This is a genomic window from Bradyrhizobium sp. CCBAU 45389, from assembly GCF_028128625.1.
In the GTDB taxonomy this organism is placed as follows: Bacteria; Pseudomonadota; Alphaproteobacteria; order Rhizobiales; family Xanthobacteraceae; genus Bradyrhizobium; species Bradyrhizobium liaoningense_B.
The window spans coordinates 1-3,320 of the sequence record NZ_LBIY01000047.1 but is presented as its reverse complement, the minus strand read 5'-3'; the positions used below and the strand labels follow the sequence as shown (position 1 = coordinate 3,320).

The following is a 3,320-nucleotide window of genomic DNA, read 5'->3' as shown; positions in this document are numbered from 1 at the left end:
AGTTCCTGCTGCCCTCTTTCTCACTCCGCATAATCTGGGGCCTCCCTTCCTGCCTTGATGGCAACGAAAGGGAGATAAGGAATGGCCAAGTCGAGTGAGGATCACTGCCACGGGCTGCGCTGCATGGACGCAGGCGATCTCGCCCCGCTGGTGACGGAGTTCACACGACACCTGACGGTCTTGGGGCATAAGAGCTTGACGGTGAGCGGCTATGACGCTGCAGCCCGTCACCTCGCGCAATGGCTGACGCTGGCCAAGATCGCAGTCGCTGATATCGATGATGGCGTCGCCGATCGGTTCGCTCGGCATCGCTGTCGCTGCCCCGGCATCCGTCGCGAGAGGGGCGTGTCCGCGAAGTACGTGAGGCGGGTACGCCGGTTCATCGAGTTTCTCGGCGAGCGCGGAATCGTCCAGCGCAAGCCGAAGCCCGCATTACCGACGCCCCACCGCCGGGTGGTCGAGTTCCAGGACTGGCTGCGCCAGCATCGCGGCGTCACAGAGCTGACAATAGATCGGCACGGTCGCATGGTCATGCGGCTGCTCCCGGCGCTTGGCATCAGGCCGCGAAGTTGGAATGCTCAGCTCATTCGCGATGTGATCATTGCAGAGACGAAACGGGTCTCGCTGGCCTATGTGAAGACGATGACCATGGCGCTGAGAGGATATTTGCGGTTCCTCAGCGCGAGGGGGTTGTGCCGAGCTGGACTCGATCAGGCTGTGCCGATCATTCCGCAGTGGCGACTGTCGTCGCTGCCGCGATACATCCGCTCGTCGGATGTCGAGACGTTGATTGCAACGTGCGATCAGACCTCGGCGACTGGCGTGCGTGATCGGGCGATCCTGCTGCTGTTGGCGCGACTGGGTTTGCGAGCCAGCGACATTCTTTCTCTTCGTCTCACCGATATTGATTGGCAACAAGCCACGCTGTCGGTTCGTGGCAAGGGGCGCCGGGAAACGAGATTACCATTGCCGCAAGACGCAGGTGATGCCGTGCTCGCTTATCTGGATCAAGCCCGGCCGCACGTCGTCGGTGGTCCAATCTTCTTCATGTTGAACGCACCAATCCGGCCACTGACAAGGTCGAGCGTAGTCTCCGACGTTGTGCGCTGTGCAATACGAAAGGCCGGCATCACCGCTCCGTCGAATGGGGCCAACCTGCTTCGACACTCGGCCGCGACGGCCATGCTGCGGGGCGGCGCGACGCTCGACACGGTTGGTGCCGTGCTCCGCCACCGCTCGCCTGACATGACCGCGCACTATGCCAAAGTCGACGTGACGATGCTGCTGCAGATCGCGCAGCCCTGGCCGGGAGATGCGTGATGCTGAGTCAATATCTGGCCAAATACGTGGACCAGCAGCAGTCGCTGGGGTTCAAGTTCCGTGTCCAGCAAATCCTGCTGAGGGGCTACGTCAGCTTCGCCGAGGAGCACGGCGACCGGCACATCAGAAGTGCCCGGGTCCTGGCATGGGCCGCACGAGCGCCGTCACCGGAGCAGCGCCGCAACCGGTTGCTTACCGTGCGGCGGTTCGCGCTGGCGATGCATGCCGAGAATCCGCGCCATCAGGTTCCGGCGGCGGATGCACTCGGCCACGCTGTCGTCAAGCGGCGATCGCCTTATATCTATAGTGCGGACGAGATCGCACGATTGCTTCGCGCTGCGGCGGCACTCCGGCCGGTAGGCTCGATCAGACCGACCATGTATGTAACGCTCTTCGGCCTGCTCACCGCTACCGGCATGCGGATCGCGGAAGCTTTGGCGCTGCGGATCGACGATGTAACTGCGGATGGGCTCGTCGTCCGACAGACCAAGTTCCAGAAGAGCCGGCTGTTGCCACTTCACCCAACAGCTCGGCTGGCGCTCGACAGATATCTGGTCACCCGGCGGTCGCTGACCACCACAGATCGTGCTCTCTTCGTATCGGTTGCCGGACAATCGCTGCCCTACAACACCGTGCGACGCATCTTCCTGCAACTCCTCGACAGTACCAATCTCAGGGGTGCCTACGCGGGGCGAGATCCGCGCATCCACGATCTGCGCCACACCTTCGCGGTCCGCTCGCTGGAGCAGTGCCGCTACGATCGTGCTGCGATCGCCCGCCATATCGTGGCGCTCAGCACCTACCTCGGCCACGCCCACGTGACCGACACCTACTGGTACTTGCAGGCGACGCCGACCCTAATGGGCCAGATCGCCGAGGCCGGCGAGGCATTGCTCATTGGAGGCGCCGCATGACTGCGCTCGCCCCCTACCTGAGCAGCTTCCTGCGCGAGCACTTGCCCAAAGAACGCAGGGCGAGCCAGCATACCTGCGAGGCGTATGCCCAGAGCTTCCAGCTGTTGCTCCAATTTGCCGCCAGCCGGCTCAAGCTCAAGCCATCGAAGATCGAGATCGAACGGCTCGACGCGCCGCTGATCTTGGCATTCCTGGAGCATCTAGAGAAGCAGCGCGGCAACTCGGCGCGAACTCGAAATGCCCGGCTCGCTGCGATCAACTCGTTCTTCCGCTATCTGGAATACAGGGTGCCATCCTGCCTCGACCAATCACGTCGGATCCATGCGATCCCGATGAAGAAGACCGATCAGGCGCTCGTCGCCTATCTCACTCTTGACGAGCTGCAGGCCCTGTTAGATGCGCCAGATGCGAGCACCGTGTCCGGCATCCGTGATCGAGCCATGCTGCATCTGGCCTTCGCCGCAGGCATGCGCGTGTCGGAGCTGGTCGGCCTCCGGCTCGATCAGATCGACCGCCAGACCATGTCCAGCGTGCACATCATGGGTAAGGGCCGTCGTGAACGTGTCTTGCCGCTCTGGAAACAAACGGCTGCAGCTGTGAAGGCTTGGCTCAAAGTGCGCCCAGTCACCGACGCTCCTGAGCTGTTCTTCAACTCCCGTGCTCAGGCGATGACCCGCTCGGGCTTTGAATACATCCTGACCAAGCATGTCGCCGTCGCCGCTCGCAAGGCGCCGTCGATCGCCGGCAAGGGCGTCAGTCCGCACGTACTGCGCCATACCTGCGCCATGCATACGCTTCAGGCGACTCGCGACGTCCGGAAAGTCTCGCTATGGCTCGGACACGCCAGCCTGCAAAGCACCGAGGTCTACCTTCGCGCCGATCCGACAGAGAAGCTCGAAGCGCTCGCCGCCATGTCGCCGCCGATGCTGACGCCCGGTCGATTCCGGGCGCCCGACAAGCTCCTGGCCATGCTGAATGTGGCCGGACGCAAGCCGAATTATGCGGAGTGAAAAGGCGAGAAGACCGCGGCGGGAACCAACTTCCCGCCGCACACTCCGCATAATCGTGGGCTCCGCATAATTGCGG

The 3,320-nt window shown here is 62.8% G+C and carries 3 protein-coding genes; all 3 read left to right on the top strand.

The features are described from left to right. Positions 1-81: 81 nt before the first annotated feature. From XH79_RS07010 to XH79_RS07000, 3 genes are read left to right on the top strand one after another with little or no spacing between them, the layout of a single operon-like run. The gene (locus XH79_RS07010) at positions 82-1,320 is read left to right on the top strand and encodes a tyrosine-type recombinase/integrase (protein WP_271581184.1); all 1,239 of its coding nucleotides are present in this window, start codon (positions 82-84) and stop codon (positions 1,318-1,320) included. Continuing rightward, on the top strand, positions 1,320-2,234 hold the full coding sequence (locus XH79_RS07005) for a tyrosine-type recombinase/integrase (protein ID WP_271581183.1): 915 nt from the start codon (positions 1,320-1,322) through the stop codon (positions 2,232-2,234). Before XH79_RS07010 ends, XH79_RS07005 begins: the two co-directional genes overlap by 1 nt. Continuing rightward, positions 2,231-3,244, top strand: coding sequence for a tyrosine-type recombinase/integrase (locus XH79_RS07000; RefSeq protein WP_271581182.1), 1,014 nt, complete (start codon positions 2,231-2,233; stop codon positions 3,242-3,244). Before XH79_RS07005 ends, XH79_RS07000 begins: the two co-directional genes overlap by 4 nt. Positions 3,245-3,320: the final 76 nt, after the last annotated feature.

Bases quoted from the DNA above. Each gene is read 5' to 3' on its own strand.
- XH79_RS07000 (WP_271581182.1), top strand. From the start codon at position 2,231: ATGACTGCGCTCGCCCCCTACCTGAGCAGCTTCCTGCGCGAGCACTTG.
- XH79_RS07005 (WP_271581183.1), top strand. From the start codon at position 1,320: ATGCTGAGTCAATATCTGGCCAAATACGTGGACCAGCAGCAGTCGCTG.
- XH79_RS07010 (WP_271581184.1), top strand. From the start codon at position 82: ATGGCCAAGTCGAGTGAGGATCACTGCCACGGGCTGCGCTGCATGGAC.